The organism is Desulfovibrio piger ATCC 29098, from assembly GCF_000156375.1.
Classification (GTDB): domain Bacteria; phylum Desulfobacterota; class Desulfovibrionia; order Desulfovibrionales; family Desulfovibrionaceae; genus Desulfovibrio; species Desulfovibrio piger.
The window spans coordinates 183,938-198,959 of record NZ_DS996354.1 but is presented as its reverse complement, the minus strand read 5'-3'; the positions used below and the strand labels follow the sequence as shown (position 1 = coordinate 198,959).

Below are 15,022 nucleotides of genomic sequence, written 5' to 3'. Positions count from 1 at the left end.
TACTGTGCGTGTGGGTCGCAGAGCCGCCTTTGGCGCCGCTTTTGTAGGTCGTACCTGCCCCCATAATCATGCGATCCCGCAGATCCGGAACAGCCAGACCATTGGTAGTGGTGCCGTCACAAAGACACCAGTTCGTCATGGCTTTTTCCGACTTCATGTCGACAGGGTTACGACCGCTAAAGGTACCACTGAACGCCACAATGCCACCAACAGGAACAAGCGCCGGGATACTGGCGGGAATGGCGGCATTGGCACTACCATCGAAACCGACGCTGCCGGTAGCGTCTCCCGTCAGGCTGATGGTACGCTTCGTCGCCAGAGCGACGGCTTTGCCGTCCGTGCGCCCTGTGCCGCCGCGCCCGACGGGCAGCGTGCCGCTCACGCCGGGCGTGACATTTTTGGTACCGTCAAAGGAGGCGGCCGTCGTTGACGCCAGATTCACCAGGACAGTGCGGGCCGTGGCCATCTTGGTAGCGGTGGCGGCATTGCCCGTGCAGGAGCCGGATGAACCGGACACGCTGGTCTGCACGGGATGCACATGGTCTTCCCTGGCATATTTGGCTGAAGTGCCCACGGCAGCCGTGCCCGGAGCCTTGGGCGCGGCGGTCGCTGCGGTGTACGTCGTGTTGGTATCGACGTCACCCACCAGCTGCCAGTAGGTACCGTCGTACACGAAACGATATGTACGGTTGGCCGCCAGATAACCAGCGGAAATGGCCGTATTGCGGTAGCGGATCGCTTTAGCCCCGGTGCTGTTCAGGTTAAGGGTCGGGTTGGCTGCCGTGTTCGTGACACTGAAACGGACTGTGATCTCCACGCCCGTTTTGAGCGTAATCCCGGGGATAGATACGGTTTTTGCCGCCGTTCCTGCGGCGGTTGAGCAGGTACCGTAAGACGGCGGGATGATATCCCCCCGGAGCAGGGGGCCTGCCCCGTTGTTAGTGAACAGACGACGGAAAATTCCGGGGAACGACATGGCTGACCTCCTACTTGCAGCGGACCAGGATGTCCCGATCCGTGGCGATTTCGATGTTCCAAACGATTTTCGTACTGGTCTGGCCCTTGCTGCCGACCTCGGCGTACTGCTCGCCGATCATACAGGCGACGCCGTCCAAAAAGACCTCCAGCGCCACGCTGCCCACCTCATACTGCGGCACCGTGAATTGCGTGCCGGCCTCGATGGCTGCCGAGCGGCTCCCAGCAAGGGAGCGCAGCTCGGCAGCCTGGGCCACGCGGAGGGAGTCCGGCAGCATACCGATTTTGTTACCTTTGGCATCCTTGATGATGTACGACACAGGACTCCCTCCCTGCCCCTAGACGGCGGCCTTTTCGAACACGATGCCGTTGGGATTCATATCCGCGGGGATCTCGCCACCGTTTTCGATGATGGCCACCATGCGACCGGAATAGTACGTTTTGCCGTTGACGGTCATGGTGTCGCCGCTGGCGGAGATACCGTTGAGGATGTCGGCGTTGGCGTGCTCGTGGGCCTTGGCCACGGCGTCACTGACGTCGGCCACCTTGAGGGAGCTGTCCTTGGCCACGGTGCCGGACGCGCCGTCGAACGCCATCAGGTTGCCGTCCGTGGCGCTTTCCGGGCCTTTGACGGCGCGCACCACGTTGCTCTGGATCACGGTCCAGTCGGTATCAGCAGCCCCCTCCTCGGCGTAGGCCTTGACGCACAGGATCAGGTCGCCGGGCTCACAGACCTGGCTGGCGTAGGTGCCAGCCGTTTTGACCACATACATGTCGCCAAGTTGGTAGCTGTCGGCGGGCAGGGTCTCCACCGTGCCCTCGGTGCCCACAGTACCGAGCAAGCGGGTGCCGGCGGCGAAGGCACTTTCCAGAGATTTGATCTTGGCTTCCACGTTGCCGCCGCCAGCCATCGTGACCTGGTCGGCGCTGGTTTCGGGCAGGATCTGGTTCTTGTTGACGTCGAGCAGTTTCATTTTGAACAGTTCAGCCATGATATTTTTCCTCATGTGTTGGTCAGTTCTCTACATAGGCCACGTTCGCGGCCACGTCCTCGAGGCGTGTCTCCAGCGCGTCCACGCGCTCGGCGATGCCTTCCGGCACCTCCACGCCCTCCAACTTCGGCTGGATGCTGTAGGCCCGCACCAGCACCCGCATCTCGCTCCCGGCCGGAGCAGCGAAAAGCAGGCGGATTGCGGTCGATTCCAGAGCATCGGCCGAAGAAATCTCTTCGTATTGCTGGCCCGGATAGCAGGCCACGCCATCCCAAAACACATCCAGCAGATGCTCTCCGGGGAGGTATGCCACCCCCTCCGGCAGAGTGAGCGTGCCGCCATCCTCTACGGCCTCATCCAGCGTCCAAACGGCCTCCCGGGGATGACGCAGATCCTCCACCACGCCCGCGATCTGGAGCAGCTCCAGCCGTGAGGCATAGCCGCTCTCGCTGACGATGATCTGCACCTCGGCCGTGCCGGACATGATGACCGGCACGGAAAGCTCGTGCGTGGTGGCCTGACCCAGCACGCTTTTGGCCTTGTAGAACGGGGCGTGGTTGCCGTAGGCGAACAGCACAGGCTGGCCGTCCTCTTCCAGCGGCTCGGCCCAGACGCCGAACTCGCGTATCCAGAAGCCGCCCTCCGAAGCCGGGATGACGATGTGCGCCCAGCAGACGTTGGGGTCATCCGCATCCTGGCTCAGGCTGTCGATGGGGCGGCGGTAGACCTCGTGCACGAGATCCACGGCACCGTCGGCAGGCACGGGGACCTCGCCGTTGCCGTCGCCCACCGCGATGACGCTGAGGCGGACAGGCTTGCCGGCGGCATGGGCCGCGGCCTCCAGCACGGCCCCGGCTTGGGTGAGCAGGCAGTAATACGCAGGGGTGTCGGTGGCGACACCGGGAACGGTCTGGCTATCCTCCAGACCGCCGGGAACAGTGGCTAGGGCTTGGGGCATACGATACTCCGGCTTTGTGAGATGATGGCAAAAGCGATGCGTCCGCGCAGGTCAGGGACAGGCCGGGGCGGTGTCCAGGGCCGGATGACGCTCCGGGAGTAGCGCGTGCTGCCCAGCCCCACATGGACGCGTCCGGACGGCACCGGCTTGGGGGGAAACCAGAGGCGCACCCGGTTCATGGTCCGCATGATCCCGGCCACAGCGATGCTGACAGGCAGGGGCCGGGTGGTGACGGTCTCCAGACAGTCCAGCCAGCTGCGGACGTTTTTGTGGTCAAAAATCAGCTGTACCGCGTTAGCGATGCCGGTCTCATCCAGACCGGCATCGCTGACATCGAGGCGCACGCGAAAAAAGTATGGCCGCCCCTCATACTCCCACCACTGGCGGATGACCGTGGGCAGGCGCAGGGCCGTCTCCAGCGCCGTGCGCACAGCCCAGGGAGTGCCCCGGCGCCGGTGCAGCAGCAGGCTGCCCGCGATGAGCTGGCGCTTGGCGGCCAGGTCCACAGCCGCCTCGTAGCCCTCCACATGGAGCTGCCACGCCAGCAGATCCAGCACAGGCTCCGGGAGGCTGGCCAGACCGCCGGACAGCTCCGACAGTCTGGCCAGAGGCGGAAGCATGGCCACGGGCTCCACAAAGCCCGTGTCATGCGCGAGGCGGGCGTACAGCAGCACACCCGGGATGGCGCGCGTCGTCGCATCCAGCACGGTGTCCAGCGCGGCAGCGGCGGCGCGGATGGAGGAATCGCCGCCCAGGGAATCGGGCAGCAGCTCGCGGAAGGGCGTAGTTCCAAGTCGGCGGGCCATCACTCATCCTCCAGCCCGCCGAACAGCAGGGAAATCTCGGTCTCGCGGGCCACCTGCGTGGCCTCCAGTGCGCGGAAGGCCGGGGCATCCAGCTCCACGCGCTTGGCTCCGGCGGCCTGCACGGCGGCGATGAGCCGCGTGGGGTTGATGTCGCGACCGGGCTGGGAGCGCTGCCACAGCCGCCAGTCCTCAACAGCCTGGGCCACGGCGGCCGTCACCCCGGAGAGCAGCACGGCATCGCTGCGGCGGAGATACCAGCGCCCGGACACGGCATAGTCCACGGTCTCAGGCGCGGCCACATCCACCCTGTCGGTGAGGGGCCGCACGGTCTCGTCGGACAGGGCCTCGCGCACCATCGAGATCATGGCCTCGTCCGGCAGCTCTCCACCGGCCAGCACAAAGCGCACGTCCACCACGCCCGGCTCCGGGGAGGTGACGGACACGGCCTCGATGTCGGCGCTCACGGCCAGCACGCGGGCCTCGTAGGCGCCGGTGCTGCCCGCCACGGTGTATGTCTCCGGGGCAAGGCGGATGCGCTCGCGCAGGCGCTCATCATCCTCGATGTCGGCTCCCTCAACCGACGTGGTGGTGTTGCTGACACTGACCACATAGGGGATGGGGTCCACCAGCTGCGTCACCTGCCCGGGCACGAGGCCGGTGGCCTGCGCGCCGGAGGTGGTACACAGGGCCGCCACATCCACCTGCAGCTCACCGGCGGCGATCTCGCTGTCCGACACGGTGGCGAAAGCGATCTGGCCGTCCTTGGTGGCCACGCGCGTTCCCTCCGGGATCGGCACGGCAAAGCCCAGGGGCTCGCCCAGCACAAAACGCAGGCTCAGACGGGCGGACTGCGCCGGGATACGGGACACGCCCATGAGCGCGCCCAGATGGTCGAGGTGCGCGCCCTGGGCATAGGCCAGCAGGCCCTGCTGCCCGGCCAAGTTGAGCAGCAGGTTCTGGACGCTGACCACATAAGCCAGAGATTCCAGGAACAGTCGCACCGGATCACCGGGCTGGAGGCTCACGCCGGTCAGCCCCTCGTAGGAGGTCAGGATGGACGCCTCGACTTCGGACGTGGATAAGGGCGCGAAGGTCACGGCAGGCAGGGCGCGCAGATCGACGCTACTGGAAATCGCCACGGTACTCCTCCCTGATCTCGACGGTCACGCGGGGGATGAGCTGCCCATCCACCGTGTCGTTGCTGGAAAACGAGATGTCCCGCACCCGGATGCGCGGCACATAGCGCTCCAGCTGCTGGCCGATCTCGGCCACCATGTACTGCATGGCCTCGCCCATCGGCCTGTCCACATGATCCCAGGAGAGGCCGAAATCACGATCCAGCGGCACGGAGCCCTTGCGCGTGGCCAGCACCATGCGGATCTCCTGCGCCAGACCGGCCAGACCAGTGGCGCCGATCTGGATGCTCTGGCGCTGCGCCATGTCCACGGTGAGCGTGATGGGGGGCATCAGTTGTACTCCTGCAGGGCCAGCTGGACCTCGGCGGAGAGCGTCACGCCGTAGTGCAGCTGGCGGTGGGTGATCTCGTAACTCTTGAGGACAAACCGCCCGTAATATTTGAGGCCGATGACCAGGGGCATCTCATCGCCGCTGGCCGCCACGCTCTCCAGCAGACGCAGGCGCAGGCCCACGGTGGAGACGGGCGTCAGGGGCACGATCTGCACGGTCAGCGATACCGGGTCGAGGTTGCGGCCCATATGCTGCAAACAGGGGATGCCGGCCAGCACCCGATGCTCGGCATAGACCTGCTCGCGCGAAAATTTGAGGTCGCGGAAGGTACTGACCTCCAGTTCTGTCACGGTGAACGGGAACGTGCCCAAAAGCCCCTGATACATCAGTGCGGCTCCCCTGTCTGACCGCCGTGCGGGCAGTCGTGGACGTGATGCAAAAAGGAAACGCCCTCCACGATGATGTCGCCATGCTCCAGCCGGAACGTGCCCTGCATGGTCGCCTGGGTCGTGCCGCCACCGGTGCCGCCCAGCTGCATGGCCGGAGCCATGAGCGTCAGGCTGGCCGCGCTGGAGACGCTGACATCGCCGGTGGCCTCGGCCTGCACGCTGCCGGTGGCCTTTACGGCCACATCGCCCTGCACCTGGGCCGTGAGCTTGTGCGCGGCCCGGTCGTACTCCAGCACCGTGCCGTCCTGAAAACGGCGGTGCCACTTGTCCCCGCTGGAAACCGGCGGGCTGGCCTTGCCGTACATGGCGCCGACAACGAAGCCCTGCTCCAGCCCGTAGGGCAGGAACAGGCACAACACCTGATCGCCCACGTCGGGCAGGTCATAGGCCAGATCGCCGGAGGCCCGCGGACAGAGTACCGGCAGCCATGCGGAGGACAGGGGCTGCGTCACCGTGTCCCGCAGCTCCACCTGCACGCGCATTTTTTCCGGCTGGCGGGCCGTCACAAAGCCCACGCGGATGGTCTGGGCCAGCACGTCCTGCACATCACTCATGGCAGTACCCCCACAATTCCAGAGCCAGCCAGCAGCCACCGGCGGCCACGAACAGCAAGCCCGCTGCCAGCAGCAGAAAAATGGGCCGCATCTCCCGTCTGATCTGTCGCAGATCCTGATCCATGTCCGCCCCCTAGTAGTCCAGCGCCTTGACCAGCTCCACGCTGGTGCGGTAGCCGCTGTCGCGGCCCAGGCTGTGCGTGGCCTGCTGGATCATGTAATCCGTGTCGAAATTGCCCCAGCCCGTGAGGCGCAGCACCGTGCCCGCCCGCAGGCGCGTATCCCCCATGCATTCAAAAGAGCCGGTCATCTCCTGACAGTTTTTGGCCCGCAGCTCGGCGATGGCCACGCGCTCGGCCTGCGCCGGATGCTCGATGCGCTTGTTGATGGTCAGCACCCGGCCCGTGGTGGGCGGCAGCTCCGGCTGATAGCTCTTCTCCGTGGTCTCGGAGCTGGCAGCATCGGTGTAGCCCACCACGCACTGCGTGTAGACGCCGTCCAGCGTGCGCTTGAAACCGGCCCGCTCCACGGCCAGTTCGCCGCGCTTGAGTGCCAGGGGCTCCAGCTGGTCGGCCGCCTGCCCGGAGTAGATGACGCAGAGATTTTTCTTCACCGCCACGCGCAAGCCCTGTTCCTTGCAGATGCGCTGGAGGAAGGCCAGGTCAGCTTCCTGCCGCTGCTCCACGCGCCCGAAAACGATCTCCGGGGCCTTGTAGAGCAGATCGAGCCCGGCAGGCCCCACCACGTCCGCTGCCACCGTGGACAGAGGCACGTCGGCCCAGGCCCGCGTTTTTTTCTGCAGCATGAGGCTGGACTTGACCGCCGCCGGCACGCCCTTGATGGTCACCACGTCGCCGCCGTCGCGGCTGGATTCCAGCGTCAGTTCATCCACCTCAAATTCCCCGCAATCCAGTTCTTCCTCGCCGGGGGCGCGGAAATTGCTGGCCACGATCACCACGCTGATGAGGTCGCCGTGCTTGGGCAGCCAGTCGCCCTGCCAGAGCCCTTGGCGGTCCTCCAGGGTGAGCTGGAGATCGTCCAGCTCATCGTCCGCCTTGTCCGTGTAGGAGAGGGACAAGAGGTGCGGCCAAAGATCCATGCTCACGTCCTTGCCCTGGATGCTGATTTCTACCCGTGCGCGGCGCATCACATGCGCTCCCACGGCGGCAGGCTGCGTACACGCTCGGCAGCGGCCTGCTCCGGCACGCTGACGCGCGTCTCCCCGGAGAGCAGCAGCGCGTCCAGCTCATCCACGTTGAGGGCCAGCACATCGCCCATCTGGTGTTCCCCGGAGAGGCGGGACAGAGCGATCTGATCCCATGCCTCGCCCTGTCGGCTGATGTAATCAGGCATAGGCCGTCCTCCTGCGGTCGGAGGCGATCTTGTCCAGCGCCCGACGGATGAGCGCCTCCATGTCCGGCTTGATGCTCTCCAGCACCCGGCGCACCGCACGCGGGTCGGACGACATGAGCGAAAAATTCTGGGTCAGATCCACCATGATCTGGCCGTTGCTCCCGGCAGCCTGGGGCGCATTGCCGCCGCGCCGGGCCAGACGGGCAGGCGTCTGCGGCAAGGCCGTGGGCTTGCCCACGCGACCGGCTGCCTGGACAGGAGCGGCCACGGCGACCGTTCGGGACAGGAGCGTTGACCTGCCCGCGGTCGTGGGCAGGGGGACACCGGTACGGCTGCCCGCCGGGAAGAACAGGCTCTGCGGACGGGAGTTGTCCCCGGCCAGCGTGACCACGGTGGTGCCGCTGGAAGCGCGTGCCCCGCCGCCCTTTTTGCCTTTTTTCTTGGCCGCCTCTTCGGCCGCCATAAAATCATTGAAGCTTTGCTTAAAATATTCTTCGTCGCCGCCCCCGGCGGCCAGTCCCTGCAAACTGGCTGAGGCTTTGGTATCTGGTGCCTTGGGCAAGTCGGGCATTGGGGGCGCCTCGATGGCAGAGGCCTTGTCCGCTGCGGCCTTGGCATTGGGAGCGGCGTTCTGCTCCGCCGCAGCCTTGGCATTGGCCGCCGGCTGCGCCTTTTCATCCTCGCCGCTGAACCAGCCGATGGCCTTGCCGATGCCGCGCTTGGCGCTGCCCAGCACGGGCATCTCGTCGATCTTTTTTCCGATCCAGGTCGCGGCCTCGGCCACGGACTCCATGATCCCCTTGATGATGCCCCACGCCCACTGGAACACGCTCACGATGCCGCTCCAGAGGGAGTGGAAAAACGGGCCGACCGTGCTCCAGTTGTCGATGATGAGACCGGCGGCCACGGTCACAGCCGTGAATACCACGCCCATCGGCCCCATGGCGAAACGCAGGGCCACGCCCACCAGACGAAGCCCCCCGGAGAGGGTCGCAGCCCCAGCGGCACAGGCACGCTGAGACGTGCTGAGGGCTATGGTGGACAACGTGGTACCACGCAGCAGGCCGGTCAGGGCCGAGAGCCTGCCCCCCACACCGACCAGGGTGTCCCGCCACGAGAGGGAGGCCAGCGATGAGGCCCGCTGCCAGAAGGTCAGCGTCTGCGCTCCACCGGCTGCCGTGAGCTGGGCGGCATTCATGCGCAGCAACATGCCGCCGAAGCCGTTGGCCGCCGTGCGCAACACATTGAGGACAAGGCCCAGGGCCACACCGCCCACCGCCAGCGTGGCGATGCCCGCGCCTGCGCCCATGACCACACCGGTCAGACGGGGAAAGCGCCGGGCCAGATCGCGGACCACATTGAGGACGGACGCGCCCCCTTCCGCCGCTGCTCCGACTACCGGAAGCAGCGCCGTACCTACGGTGATGCCGAGGTTACGGGCGCTTTGCGTGACCTTGTCCAGCGAGGTGGCCGTGGTCTTCATCCGGTTGGCGTATTCCTGATCCACGGAACCGGCCACATCGCTGTTGGCGATGTTCACCGCCTTGAGCAGCGTCTTGTACTCCGACATCAGGGGCGCGATGGCGGCCAGACTTTCCTGGCCGAACAGCTGCCCCATGATGGAGTTACGCTCCTCCGGACGAACGCGCTGGAGGGCCTGCAGCACGCGCATGACCGCGCCCATAGCGTCGGTCTGGAGCTGCCTTTGCAGCTCGTTGGGGTCGATCTGGAGGTATTTGTAGATGCCCTTGCGGGCATCGGTCAGGCCGGATTCGCCAGCGGCCAGCACGTTGACGAAATTCTTCATGGCCGTGCCGCTGACTTCCACCTCGGCCCCGGCGGCCTTGAAGGCCGTGGCCAGAGCCGCGATGTTCTGCGTCGAGAAGCCGGAGGCCTTCATCAACGGCCCCATGCGGGTGAATATCTGGTCGATATCCCCGGCCTCGGCGTTCATCTCGTTGCTCAGGGCATTGATGACATTCGCCGTGTGGCGGGACTGCTCCGCCGTGAGGCCCATTGCCGCCTGCCATGTGGCCAGCGACTTGCCCGCCTGCTCGGCGCTGACACCCCAGGCGATGGACATTTTCGTGGCCTGCTGGGCAACGCCCAGCATCTCCTCGCGGGTCTTGCCCAGCCCGGCCTGGGCCGCCGCCGTCATGATGGCGACCACGTCCTCAAAGCTCTTGCCGGTGCGGTTGGACATGGCCTGCGCATCGGCAAACAGCTGCTGAATGACCTCTTCCGGAGCGTCCAGGACTTTGCGCAAGCCGGCGAACACGTCTTCCGCGCTGACGGCCAGCTTGACCGGGATGGCCGCCGTAGCCCCCACAGCCGCCGTGCCCAGCAACCGGCTTTGCAGCTCCTGCCGCTCCGCCTGCAGAGCGCGGGTATTGGCCATATGGGCCTGGAGGGCGGAACGCGCCGCCCTCGCCTGATCCATGCGTCTCACGAGACCCGCGTAATCAGCCTGCAGGGCCTGTACACTACCGCTGACTTTTCCGGCTTGCAGGGCAAGTCCCTGCATTTCCTTTTGATTGAGCGCCAGCTCTGCCGTCAGGTCGAATACCCGGCTTTCCGCCGCCTTGATGCGAGAGGCGAAGCGGGAGGAGGAAGCTCCCGCGCTCTCCGCCTGGGCTCGCAGACCGGCCAGTTTGGCTTCCGCCTGCTCCAGCTTCCCGGCCAGACCGGTGAGCTTGGCACCTTGCTTTTCCAGAGCCGCGCCCAGCTGTCCCACGGGCGTGTTGCCATCTCGCGGATAGCCTGCGAGACCATGCGCGCCTGGCCGGCGGCATCCTGGAACGCTGTGCGGTAGCTCCCGGCAAGGGTCGCGCCCAGCTTGAAGGAAACGGAAACTTCTTTGGCCATGATACCCTTTATCCGCCGCTGGCCGTCTTTTCGACGGCGGCGGCGGCATCAAGATAGTTTGTGAACACCTCCGGGCTCATGGCCCGGATCTCGGAGCGTGACCAATGGGCGATCTTGCCCAAGGCCACCATGCACTGCCTCAGCTCCGCTAGGCCTGTTCCGGCGTCCCAGCCGCTTCCGGCGTAGGATTTTCCTGATCGGCATTCACTGCGTTCACGCGGTTCACCACATTGAACGCGGCCCGCAGCTTGAGATAATCGCCGCTGCTCAGGCCGCGCAGGGCGTCATAGGGAACCCGTGCGATGCGGGCCAGCAAGGTCATCTCCGTCGTCAGCGGGTTGGTTGCCTTGCCCATGCCCACGGCATCCTGCATGGCATCTTCTTCGTCCCCGATGGTGGACGGGCGCACGGTCAGCTCCCACACATCCTTACCGCCCACCTGCAGGGGAGCGGACAGCTTCACGGTCTGCATACGATTTTCACTCATGGCGTCCTCCTTAGACGTTCAGGCCCATCTGGGCGCGCACCGTGGCCAGCAGATCCGTGCCGTCCACGCGATGGATAAAATTGAGCTTGTCGACGAGCAGCTTTTCCTCGCCATCCAGAAGCACTTCCAGACGGGTCACTTCCAGTTCCTGCTCGTTGCCCTGCTTCTTGCCGGGTTCAAGGCTGCCCAGGGGGAAGCTCTTGGCACGGCCCACCACGTTGACGCGCAGGGGCACAGAGGTGCGCATGGACGTGGCCGGATCGCTCATCTGCACGGCGGCGTAGCACTCGAACAAATTGGAGCGCGTCCAGTCCAGCATGTTGTAGATTTCGGGATACACGGAATTGAACGACATTTTCAGCGTCATGGATTCCGTCATGCCCAGGGTCGGACTGTCGATCTCGCCAGCGATGCCAGCACCGGACAGGCTTTCCGTCATGTAGGACAGCTCAGGCAGGTCGATGGTGGCCACGCCGATCTGGTCAGTACCGTCATAGTAGACGCGGAAAGAGATGGTTTGTTCAGGGAGATACTTCCCACGGTAGGCCTCCTTAACCGAACAACGCGTTGAGGGCGTCGGGATCGAACTCATAGATGGCTTCGATGTCGCGGGCGGGCACGGGCGGCGTGATGCGCAGGCGGAAGCGCATGATGCCGTCGATAAGGTCGGTCACAGGGTTCTCGCTTTCATTGAACGTCATGCTGCCGCCCAGGATGATCTCGCGGGCGGCATAGCCGTCCAACTTGATCTGCTCGCTCTTGAGGAATGTCTGCACCAGACGGCGGGTCAGCGGCTCGTCCACCTTGGCGAAATAGGTCAGGATGAACTGCGCCTGATGCCAGTTGAAAAAGCGGCGCACGCTGTCCCAGGCATCCTTGGGGTCGGTATTGCTGGGGTAGCAGGCCATGCGGCCACCCCAGGTCTTCATGCCGCCGTCGAGATTGCTGACCGTGTAGATTCCCTGCCCGTTCAGGTAGTTAGCCCTGGTCAGGTCGAGCCACAGCTCGTTCCACTGGCCATCAGCACCCACATAGCCGCTGGAGGTGATGTCCAGCCGTTTATTGCTGGGGCTGGCGTAGGGGATGCCGTCATGATCGCCGTCCGTGGCCGCCATGACCCCGGCCAGATGCGTGGCGAGGCCGTACACGTTATCGCCCAGCTTGACCTTGGGCCAGCAGACGACCATCAGGCCGTCGGTGAGGTTGTTCTGCTCCTTGTAGCCGGGCACGTCGCTGTATTTGATCACGGCGTTGTCGCCGCTGCTGGGGATGTCGACCAGACAGACGGCCTTGAAAAGGCCGTTGATACCGTCGCATTTAGCAGCCATGACCACGGCCACCGCCGGGTCTTCACAGAACTGCGGCGCCAGCACGATGGACGGCACGAGGCGGAAGCGCGGGTACACCTCGTCGATGAGCTCCAGACCGGTGCCCTGCCCGCTGGCGGGGTCGATGCCGCCGATCACGTCTTCCGGCGTGACCTTGCTTACGTCGGCATAGACGTAGCCGGCCTTGACCGTGCCGCCTTCGGGGATGCTGCCATCGGCCAGACGGGTCAGCAGGCCGCTGACGGCATCCACGCTGTAGTCGGTGCCCGCCTCATAGGTGGTCTCGCCCAACTCATCCTTCAGCTCCACGGAACTGACGCCGCCGTGGGCCAGCCTGGCGGTGTTCTTGTCCAGGGCCGACGTGCCGAAGGTCAGACTTTCGTCCGCGACCTCGCTCTTGTGCTTTTCCGGGTCGAAAACATTGACGCAGACCACGGGCGCGCCGCGGTAGATGGCGAAATGGCTGTAGATCAGCTCTTGCAGGCTGTAGTCGCCGAAATGGTCGGCATCCCAGCCCATTGCCTGCACTGCTTCGTCATAGCTGTAAAAAAGCTGCGGCACGTTGACGGGGCGGGCCTTATCCTCGGCCAGCGTATGCACGGCCGCCGTGCCCACGGCGAAGACGACCGCGCTGTCCACGGTGCGGGCGGGCAGGATGCTGGTGGCCTGCTCGGAGGTGTAGATGCCGTGAGGGTATCCGGTGGTTGCCATGTGATATTCCTCCTACTTCCTGGCCTTGGCCGACGCGCTCTTGATGGCGGCATAGGCATTGTGCAAGGCCGTGCCCTGCATGGTCAGCAACATGCGGGACGTGGCCAGTTCCGCCACGGGAACGAACAGGGTGCGCAGCTCTTTGTGCTGCTCGAACAGGGCCGAGAGCTGCGGGAACGTCTTTTCGGGATCGCCGCGAAATATCGCGCGCGTCACCAGCGGCAGCCCGAAAGGCCGGTTGGGGCCCAGATACATGTACTGCGTAGGGTTCATGGTCTCTCCATTTTTGTCAGTTCTTCCAAGCCGCGCGACGGCCAGACGTAGTTCCAGACGGTCTCGATGGTGGCCAGGTGGTATTCGTTCCAGCGCGTGCGCGGCGTGGGAATCTCGGCCTTGACCGGCTCTTCCAGCTCAAAGCGCCCCGCGAGGACGCGCCCTTTCCAGAGGGGACGACGCAGGCAATCCAGCAATTCGGCCAGCAGGATGCCCGCCTGCTCCTGCGTCTTGGAAGCGTAGACGCCCAGGGCCAGCCCCACAGTCTCGCGCAGGCGCGTGACCTGGGCTGTTTCCTCCTCCATCGAACCGCTGATCCAGCGAACAATGACGAAGGGATAGCAGGCGTCGCCCTGCTCCTGCGGCAGCCCGTGCAGGAACACCCGGACATCACTCCAGCTGCCGTCAGGGGCCGGGAAGGGATAGTCGGCCAGTGCCTCGCGGACAGCCGCGCAAATTTCTTTCAACAGCAGACGTGTGGTCGCCATGGTCTACCCCTTCGTCAGACTGGCCAGCAGGGCCTCGACTTCACGGCGCAGATTTTTGGTAAAAACCCCGGACGCGTGGTCGATGATGCGCTGCTGGGTCTCTTCCGGCATAAGCGCCTGGATGGGAGACGGCCCCCAGAGCATCTCCACGCTGTTCTTCCACTGGTCGAGGACGCCCTTGTTTTTCTTGCTGCCCCAGCCCGTGCCGCTTACATGCATGAACAGGCCGTAGTCGCCTTGTTTGCGCCGCATGACGAAAGGAGCATCAAAGCCGCTCTCGCGGCGGGCATAGCGCTTGCCGCCCTGATGCACCTTGGTGGTCACGCCGCCGCGCGGACGCCTGCCGGGGATGGCCGGCAGCGGTTCGAAATGGTACAGGTGCAGGCCCCAGGAACCGGTAAACTCCAGCACGCCTTCCTGACCGTCGTCATCGCTGTGGTAGCCGATGTCCATGTTCTCAAAGAGCTTGCGGGGACGGGCCGTGTAGGTGGTGGCCGCCGTGCGCCGGGCGTCGCGCTGCGCGGTCTGGACGGACTTTTCCAGCGCCCGCCGCAGCGCGTGCGACTTGTGGACCTGCTCCATGCCGATCAGGGCGTTCATGGCCCGCTTCACGGTCTTGTCGAGCTGGGGCGTCGTCACCCGGAGAAACTCATCCTCCATGTGCTGCCAGTTGCTCATCACCATGGTCATGTCCTCTCTCGATAAAGCCTGATGGTGCGCATGGTCTCCCCGGAGGAGGATTCCAGCACGAACCAGCGCTGTCCCCGGAAGGTCGTCTCGCGGTGCGGGCGCAGTTCGTCCGGCACATCGGCGGCAGCGACATAGATGGTCACACCCTCATAGCTGACGGCGGGACGGTCGTGCCCCTCGCTGGGGGTGAGCTCCAGCGGCTCGTAGACACACGGGACGCCCTCATGTCCGGCAAGCTCCACCTGCTCGCCGAACTCGGCGGGGTTGAAAAAGACCGTGTGCAGATCTTCTTCAAGCTGTCCTTTAAAGCTCATGGGCTACCTCTCGCAGGAGCAATCCCGTTTGATTTCCTGCATCGCCTCCAGCCGGGCCAGGCGCTCGGCATGATCTGCTGTGACGGCCTCCAGTTCATCCAGACGCTTGTGTGCCCGGTACACGGCTGTCTTCGACGCATACACTTCGGACAGGCGATTGATGCTCTCGGCAAGTTCCCTGTGCTGGGCTTTATGGTCTTTCCACCATTCGTAGCCCAGGAAAAGACTCGCGCCGAACAGCAGGGTATTGGCCCCCAGAAGTATCTCGGTGGTCATCGGTTATCCTCCACCCACTCGATCCAGAGCAGCAGC

Annotated in this window: 20 protein-coding genes and 1 pseudogene; all 21 read right to left on the bottom strand. The window is 64.9% G+C overall.

Annotation, left to right across the window (positions count from 1 at the left end; all coding sequences use genetic code 11):
* Positions 1–976, bottom strand: a pseudogene (locus DESPIG_RS14010) (hypothetical protein); the annotation flags it as partial.
* Positions 977–986: 10 nt separating this feature from the next.
* Positions 987–1,295 carry a hypothetical protein gene (locus DESPIG_RS03055; RefSeq protein ID WP_006004892.1) on the bottom strand — a complete coding sequence of 103 codons (309 nt, stop codon included), beginning with the start codon at positions 1,293–1,295 and terminating at the stop codon, positions 987–989.
* Positions 1,296–1,313: 18 nt separating this feature from the next.
* Positions 1,314–1,967, bottom strand: a complete 654-nt coding sequence (locus DESPIG_RS03050; RefSeq protein WP_040369143.1) for a hypothetical protein — start codon at positions 1,965–1,967, stop codon at positions 1,314–1,316.
* A 22-nt stretch (positions 1,968–1,989) separates the two neighbouring features.
* On the bottom strand, positions 1,990–2,925 hold the full coding sequence (locus DESPIG_RS12690) for a phage tail protein (protein WP_006004889.1): 936 nt from the start codon (positions 2,923–2,925) through the stop codon (positions 1,990–1,992).
* Complete coding sequence (locus DESPIG_RS03040; RefSeq protein ID WP_006004887.1) at positions 2,910–3,731, bottom strand: phage tail protein I; 822 nt, start codon at positions 3,729–3,731, stop codon at positions 2,910–2,912. Before DESPIG_RS03040 ends, DESPIG_RS12690 begins: the two co-directional genes overlap by 16 nt.
* The gene (locus DESPIG_RS03035) at positions 3,731–4,870 is read right to left on the bottom strand and encodes a baseplate assembly protein (protein ID WP_006004885.1); all 1,140 of its coding nucleotides are present in this window, start codon (positions 4,868–4,870) and stop codon (positions 3,731–3,733) included. Before DESPIG_RS03035 ends, DESPIG_RS03040 begins: the two co-directional genes overlap by 1 nt.
* Positions 4,854–5,198 carry a GPW/gp25 family protein gene (locus DESPIG_RS03030; RefSeq protein WP_006004884.1) on the bottom strand — a complete coding sequence of 115 codons (345 nt, stop codon included), beginning with the start codon at positions 5,196–5,198 and terminating at the stop codon, positions 4,854–4,856. Before DESPIG_RS03030 ends, DESPIG_RS03035 begins: the two co-directional genes overlap by 17 nt.
* Entirely contained in the window at positions 5,198–5,584 is a 387-nt protein-coding gene (locus DESPIG_RS03025) for a phage tail protein (RefSeq protein WP_006004883.1), read from the bottom strand. The genes DESPIG_RS03030 and DESPIG_RS03025 overlap by 1 nt, the downstream gene beginning before the upstream one ends.
* Positions 5,584–6,201: a phage baseplate assembly protein V gene (locus DESPIG_RS03020; protein WP_006004882.1), complete on the bottom strand. Its 618-nt coding sequence runs from the start codon at positions 6,199–6,201 to the stop codon at positions 5,584–5,586. Before DESPIG_RS03020 ends, DESPIG_RS03025 begins: the two co-directional genes overlap by 1 nt.
* On the bottom strand, positions 6,194–6,325 hold the full coding sequence (locus DESPIG_RS14460) for a hypothetical protein (RefSeq protein WP_006004881.1): 132 nt from the start codon (positions 6,323–6,325) through the stop codon (positions 6,194–6,196). The genes DESPIG_RS03020 and DESPIG_RS14460 overlap by 8 nt, the downstream gene beginning before the upstream one ends.
* Positions 6,326–6,334: 9 nt before the next feature.
* Entirely contained in the window at positions 6,335–7,348 is a 1,014-nt protein-coding gene (locus DESPIG_RS03015; protein WP_006004880.1) for a phage late control D family protein, read from the bottom strand.
* Entirely contained in the window at positions 7,348–7,554 is a 207-nt protein-coding gene (locus DESPIG_RS03010; protein WP_006004879.1) for a tail protein X, read from the bottom strand. Before DESPIG_RS03010 ends, DESPIG_RS03015 begins: the two co-directional genes overlap by 1 nt.
* Positions 7,547–10,288, bottom strand: a complete 2,742-nt coding sequence (locus tag DESPIG_RS03005) for a phage tail tape measure protein (protein ID WP_006004878.1) — start codon at positions 10,286–10,288, stop codon at positions 7,547–7,549. The genes DESPIG_RS03010 and DESPIG_RS03005 overlap by 8 nt, the downstream gene beginning before the upstream one ends.
* Before the next feature lie 279 nt (positions 10,289–10,567).
* A complete protein-coding gene (locus DESPIG_RS03000) occupies positions 10,568–10,906 on the bottom strand; it encodes a phage tail assembly protein (RefSeq protein WP_040369141.1) in 339 nt (112 codons plus the stop codon).
* A 10-nt stretch (positions 10,907–10,916) separates the two neighbouring features.
* On the bottom strand, positions 10,917–11,498 hold the full coding sequence (locus DESPIG_RS02995) for a phage major tail tube protein (RefSeq protein ID WP_006004875.1): 582 nt from the start codon (positions 11,496–11,498) through the stop codon (positions 10,917–10,919).
* Positions 11,458–12,945 carry a phage tail sheath family protein gene (locus DESPIG_RS02990; RefSeq protein WP_006004874.1) on the bottom strand — a complete coding sequence of 496 codons (1,488 nt, stop codon included), beginning with the start codon at positions 12,943–12,945 and terminating at the stop codon, positions 11,458–11,460. The genes DESPIG_RS02995 and DESPIG_RS02990 overlap by 41 nt, the downstream gene beginning before the upstream one ends.
* Positions 12,946–12,957: 12 nt before the next feature.
* Entirely contained in the window at positions 12,958–13,218 is a 261-nt protein-coding gene (locus DESPIG_RS02985) for a hypothetical protein (RefSeq protein WP_006004873.1), read from the bottom strand.
* The gene (locus DESPIG_RS02980; RefSeq protein WP_006004872.1) at positions 13,215–13,706 is read right to left on the bottom strand and encodes a hypothetical protein; all 492 of its coding nucleotides are present in this window, start codon (positions 13,704–13,706) and stop codon (positions 13,215–13,217) included. Before DESPIG_RS02980 ends, DESPIG_RS02985 begins: the two co-directional genes overlap by 4 nt.
* 3 nt (positions 13,707–13,709) lie before the next feature.
* Positions 13,710–14,396, bottom strand: coding sequence for a hypothetical protein (locus tag DESPIG_RS02975; RefSeq protein ID WP_006004871.1), 687 nt, complete (start codon positions 14,394–14,396; stop codon positions 13,710–13,712).
* Positions 14,393–14,710: a hypothetical protein gene (locus tag DESPIG_RS02970; protein WP_006004870.1), complete on the bottom strand. Its 318-nt coding sequence runs from the start codon at positions 14,708–14,710 to the stop codon at positions 14,393–14,395. The genes DESPIG_RS02975 and DESPIG_RS02970 overlap by 4 nt, the downstream gene beginning before the upstream one ends.
* Before the next feature lie 3 nt (positions 14,711–14,713).
* A complete protein-coding gene (locus DESPIG_RS02965) occupies positions 14,714–14,986 on the bottom strand; it encodes a hypothetical protein (RefSeq protein WP_006004869.1) in 273 nt (90 codons plus the stop codon).
* Positions 14,987–15,022: the final 36 nt, after the last annotated feature.

Coding starts and splice junctions, on each gene's coding strand:
- DESPIG_RS03050 (WP_040369143.1), bottom strand. CDS start 1,967: ATGGCTGAACTGTTCAAAATGAAACTGCTCGACGTCAACAAGAACCAG.
- DESPIG_RS12690 (WP_006004889.1), bottom strand. CDS start 2,925: ATGCCCCAAGCCCTAGCCACTGTTCCCGGCGGTCTGGAGGATAGCCAG.
- DESPIG_RS03040 (WP_006004887.1), bottom strand. CDS start 3,731: ATGGCCCGCCGACTTGGAACTACGCCCTTCCGCGAGCTGCTGCCCGAT.
- DESPIG_RS03030 (WP_006004884.1), bottom strand. CDS start 5,198: ATGCCCCCCATCACGCTCACCGTGGACATGGCGCAGCGCCAGAGCATC.
- DESPIG_RS03025 (WP_006004883.1), bottom strand. CDS start 5,584: ATGTATCAGGGGCTTTTGGGCACGTTCCCGTTCACCGTGACAGAACTG.
- DESPIG_RS03020 (WP_006004882.1), bottom strand. CDS start 6,201: ATGAGTGATGTGCAGGACGTGCTGGCCCAGACCATCCGCGTGGGCTTT.
- DESPIG_RS14460 (WP_006004881.1), bottom strand. CDS start 6,325: ATGGATCAGGATCTGCGACAGATCAGACGGGAGATGCGGCCCATTTTT.
- DESPIG_RS03015 (WP_006004880.1), bottom strand. CDS start 7,348: ATGCGCCGCGCACGGGTAGAAATCAGCATCCAGGGCAAGGACGTGAGC.
- DESPIG_RS03010 (WP_006004879.1), bottom strand. CDS start 7,554: ATGCCTGATTACATCAGCCGACAGGGCGAGGCATGGGATCAGATCGCT.
- DESPIG_RS03000 (WP_040369141.1), bottom strand. CDS start 10,906: ATGAGTGAAAATCGTATGCAGACCGTGAAGCTGTCCGCTCCCCTGCAG.
- DESPIG_RS02995 (WP_006004875.1), bottom strand. CDS start 11,498: ATGAGTTCGATCCCGACGCCCTCAACGCGTTGTTCGGTTAAGGAGGCC.
- DESPIG_RS02990 (WP_006004874.1), bottom strand. CDS start 12,945: ATGGCAACCACCGGATACCCTCACGGCATCTACACCTCCGAGCAGGCC.
- DESPIG_RS02985 (WP_006004873.1), bottom strand. CDS start 13,218: ATGAACCCTACGCAGTACATGTATCTGGGCCCCAACCGGCCTTTCGGG.
- DESPIG_RS02980 (WP_006004872.1), bottom strand. CDS start 13,706: ATGGCGACCACACGTCTGCTGTTGAAAGAAATTTGCGCGGCTGTCCGC.
- DESPIG_RS02975 (WP_006004871.1), bottom strand. CDS start 14,396: ATGACCATGGTGATGAGCAACTGGCAGCACATGGAGGATGAGTTTCTC.
- DESPIG_RS02970 (WP_006004870.1), bottom strand. CDS start 14,710: ATGAGCTTTAAAGGACAGCTTGAAGAAGATCTGCACACGGTCTTTTTC.
- DESPIG_RS02965 (WP_006004869.1), bottom strand. CDS start 14,986: ATGACCACCGAGATACTTCTGGGGGCCAATACCCTGCTGTTCGGCGCG.